This is a genomic window from Candidatus Erwinia dacicola, from assembly GCF_001756855.1.
GTDB lineage: Bacteria > Pseudomonadota > Gammaproteobacteria > Enterobacterales > Enterobacteriaceae > Erwinia > Erwinia dacicola.
Genome location: NZ_MAYS01000318.1, coordinates 1 through 3,747, shown reverse-complemented (window position 1 = coordinate 3,747; position 3,747 = coordinate 1). Strand labels below are relative to the sequence as shown.

Below are 3,747 nucleotides of genomic sequence, written 5' to 3'. Positions count from 1 at the left end.
ATTAGTTGACCACTACACGCTGGACTGCTGTGACAGAGAGGCCATAGACTGGGCGGCAAGCACCGGAGGCTACGACAATTCGACGGTGCAGGATGTGATGCTGAAGTCGGTGGAAAAGCGCTTCGGCGACAGGTTGCCGGACATACCGGTGCAGTGGCTGACGGATAATGGTTCAGCGTATACCGCGCATGAAACGAGGAAGTTTGCCAGAGAGCTGAACCTAGAGCCCTGTACAACAGCGGTGAGTAGCCCACAGAGTAATGGCATGGCCGAACGGTTCGTGAAAACGATGAAGGAAGACTATATCGCGTTCATGTCAAAACCGGAGGTGAGAACAGCCCTGCGAAACCTTGCAGCAGCGTTCACGCATTATAATGAAAACCACCCGCACAGCGCGCTGGGGTATCCCTCTCCGAGGGAATACCGGTGGCAGCAGGCATCGTTAACTTAAGATACAAAAGCTGTCTGGAGATGACGGGGCAAGATCACAGCTCCAGCGCCAGCAGTTCGGCGACGGTTTGTGCGCGGCGGATCTGGCGCGGCTCGCCGTTTTCGAACAGCACCTCCGGGATCAGCGGGCGGCTGTTGTAGTTGGAAGACATCGAAGCACCGTAGGCACCGGTATCGTGGAACACCAGCCAGTCGCCAACTTTCACCGCAGGCAGCGCACGGGTCTCGACTTTGCCGCCTTCCAGCTGGGTGAAAACATCACCGGATTCGCACAGCGGCCCTGCCACTACGCTCTCCAGCGTAGTGGATTCATCTAGCTGGCGACCATCACCGGCAATTGCGGAAATTTGGTGATAGCTGCCGTACATGGAAGGACGCATCAGGTCATTGAAGCCGGCATCCACCAGCACAAAGTGACGGCAGCCCATATTCTTCACCGCGCGCACTTGGCTCAGCAGTACGCCGGACTCCGCCACTAGGAAACGCCCCGGTTCAATTTCTAGTTTCACCGCGTGGCCCAAGTGCTGCGCCACGCGCTGACGCGCCGCGTCCCACAAGCCGTAATAGTGACTGGTATTAATAGTCTCTTCCCCGAAGCGGTACGGGATCGACAGGCCACCACCGGCGGAGATCGCCTGCAGATCCTGACCAAAGCTCACGACTAGGTTAATCATCGCATCACACACCTGCTCGAGGTGGCCGTAGTCGACGCCGGAACCGATATGCATGTGGATGCCGACCAGCTTCAGCTGGTAGCACTGAATAGCTTCCAGCGCCAGCGACATATCCTCGTGCCAGATACCGTGCTTGCTGTTCTCACCGCCAGTGTTGGTTTTCTGGCTGTGACCGTGACCAAAACCCGGGTTGACACGCAGCCACACCGGATGCCTAGTAGAGACCTGACCCAGCTGGTGCAGCATATCCACCGATCCCGCATTCACCGGCACTTTCAGCTCGGCAACGCGGGCCAGCGTTGGCTCATCCAGCAGGTCGGCGGTAAACATAATCTCATCGCCGCCCGCCATATAGCCCGCAGCCAGCGCGCGCTCAATCTCACCCAGCGAGACTGAATCCACCTTCACACCCGCCGCATGCATCAGACACAGGATGTGAATATTGGAGCAGGCTTTCTGCGCAAAGCGCACCACGTCGAACTGCTGTAGCTGGCTGATACGATCTTTAATAATCGCCGCATCGTACGCCCAGAGCGGGCCACCGTATTGCAGCGCCAGCAGCAGCAGGTTGTCCTGATTCAGGGCGGTGGTGGTGTCGGTAAGCAGGCGTGGCATAAGCAGTTCTCCATAAGGTTATGCAGCTATTACGCCACAGCAAGGGGCGGAAGAAAAATATCTGTTTTAACCAACCCTATTCATCCATGATATAGGTTGTGAGAGTTAGAGGAGCAGATCATGGCCGGGGTTTCGTTACGTCATATTGAGATTTTTCACGCGGTAATCACCACCGGCAACCTGACGGAAGCCGCGGCGCTGCTGCACACCTCCCAACCCACCGTCAGCCGCGAGCTGGCGCGCTTTGAGAAGCTGACCGGCCTGCAACTGTTTAAGCGGGTGCGCGGCCGTCTGCAACCCACAGCGCAGGGGCTGCATCTCTTCGAGGAGGTGCAGCGCTCGTGGTACGGGCTGGATCGTATCATCAGCGCGGCGGAAGGGCTGCGCCAGTTTCGTCAGGGCGAGCTGTCGCTGGCCTGCCTGCCGGTGTTTTCGCAGTCGCTGCTGCCACTGCTGTGCCAGCCGTTTATGCAGCGCTATCCGGATCTGAGCCTGAATATTATTCCGCAGGAGTCGCCGCTACTGGAGGAGTGGCTGTCGGCGCAGCGCTACGATCTTGGCCTGACAGAAACCACTCATATTCCGGCAGGCACCGAGCTCAGCGCGCTGTTTACCGCTGATGAAGTTTGCGTGCTGCCTGCCGACCATCCGCTGGCGCAGCGCGCCGTGCTGACTCCGGCCGATTTCAACGGGCAGAACTACATCAGCCTGTCGCGCACCGACAGCTATCGGCAGATTGTGGATGGAATTTTTGCTGAGCATGGAGTGCAGCGGCGCATGGTGATAGAGACGCACAGTGCGGCATCAGTGTGTTCGATGGTTAAAGCGGGGATTGGCGTATCGATAGTCAACCCGCTGACGGCGCTTGACTACGCCGACAGCGGAGTGACTATCCGGCGCTTTAGCATTGCCGTGCCGTTCACCGTCAGTCTGAACAGGCCGCGCCATCGCCCTACTTCTGCGCTGGTCGACGCCTTCAGTCAGCATCTGCACCAGCACATCGGCCTGTTCAGCGCGCGCCTGGCGCAGCAACTGAATTAAGCGTTCGCCACCTGCGGACGACCACGTGAACCCCTGAAGATCTACAGACAGACCAGCAGGCCGATGAGGGCCAGCACGGCGGCCGCGACCGGTACGTCGCTCAGGCCGTAGGCGCCGACAATCACTGCACCGCCAACTCAAGCTCCAAGCGCATTGTCGACGTTAAACGCCGAAATAGCGTCTACACCAAGTTTGGTGCATCTTTACCGTGGCGCACCACGTTTATTTGCAGCACAGGAACCATGGCGAAGGTGGCCATAGCCCACAGGAACAGGGTTATCTCCGCTAACCACAGCGAGTGGCTGGTCCAGCTAAACAGCAGCGACAGCGAGAAGCTGAGGATCAGGCTGAACGACACTTTCCAGTCGGCTAGCTTGCTACCGAGGATATTGCTCACCGTCAGGCCAGCGCCAATCAGGAACAGCGTCCAGCTGACGCCGCGGTCAGTGATGCCCGTTACCTGCAGCAGCGATGCAATGTAGCTGAACAGCGAGAACATCGCGGCGGAACACCGTCAGCAGCAACGACAGCTTGCCGTTATTGAGCGCGCTCACTTCGGAAGCCAGATGCACCAGCTTTTCGTCGCGGTTGGTTGGCAGGCTGACGATCAGGCCGATAAATGCCAGCACGCCGATAATCGCCACGCCCAGCACGTTCGCCAGCGTTATCGACGGTGAAAAGGAGTTTGGCGGGACGCGCGATATATATACATGGAGCTGAGTATAAAGCGGAGCTCCAGTCATGCAAAGCACCGGAACGGCGAAGCCGTGACGCTCGCCCTGTAAGGGCGCTACGTTCATCAGAGCCACCTCACGGTTTGGCTTCGGCGTCACGCTGATATAGTCCCGTTTCATTGTCTTCACGAAGCCTTCCGCCATTCCGTTAGCTGCGTAAAATTTTGCGACAGTTACAACTTCCTCACCGGTAAACGTCTGTGGATCGTCCGGGTTATTTTAAAGGCTGTTCT

The 3,747-nt window shown here is 58.0% G+C and carries 3 protein-coding genes and 1 pseudogene; 2 read left to right on the top strand and 2 right to left on the bottom strand.

Annotated features, from left to right (window positions below; translation table 11 throughout):
* Positions 1 to 451 (top strand): integrase core domain-containing protein (locus BBW68_RS09350; protein WP_148127616.1); only part of this gene is annotated, 451 nt, incomplete at its 5' end.
* Positions 452 to 485: 34 nt separating this feature from the next.
* Here the strand turns inward: BBW68_RS09350 and lysA are convergent.
* Positions 486 to 1,739: a diaminopimelate decarboxylase gene (gene lysA, locus BBW68_RS09345; protein WP_070135147.1), complete on the bottom strand. Its 1,254-nt coding sequence runs from the start codon at positions 1,737 to 1,739 to the stop codon at positions 486 to 488.
* 120 nt (positions 1,740 to 1,859) lie between these two features.
* Between lysA and BBW68_RS09340 the strand changes: the two genes are divergently transcribed.
* Positions 1,860 to 2,780 (top strand): LysR family transcriptional regulator, encoded by a 921-nt coding sequence (locus tag BBW68_RS09340; RefSeq protein WP_070135146.1) that lies wholly within the window; start codon positions 1,860 to 1,862, stop codon positions 2,778 to 2,780.
* A 41-nt stretch (positions 2,781 to 2,821) separates the two neighbouring features.
* Here BBW68_RS09340 and BBW68_RS09335 read toward each other — a convergent pair.
* Positions 2,822 to 3,439, bottom strand: a pseudogene (locus BBW68_RS09335) (MFS transporter); the annotation flags it as partial.
* Between the last annotated feature and the right edge of the window lie 308 nt (positions 3,440 to 3,747).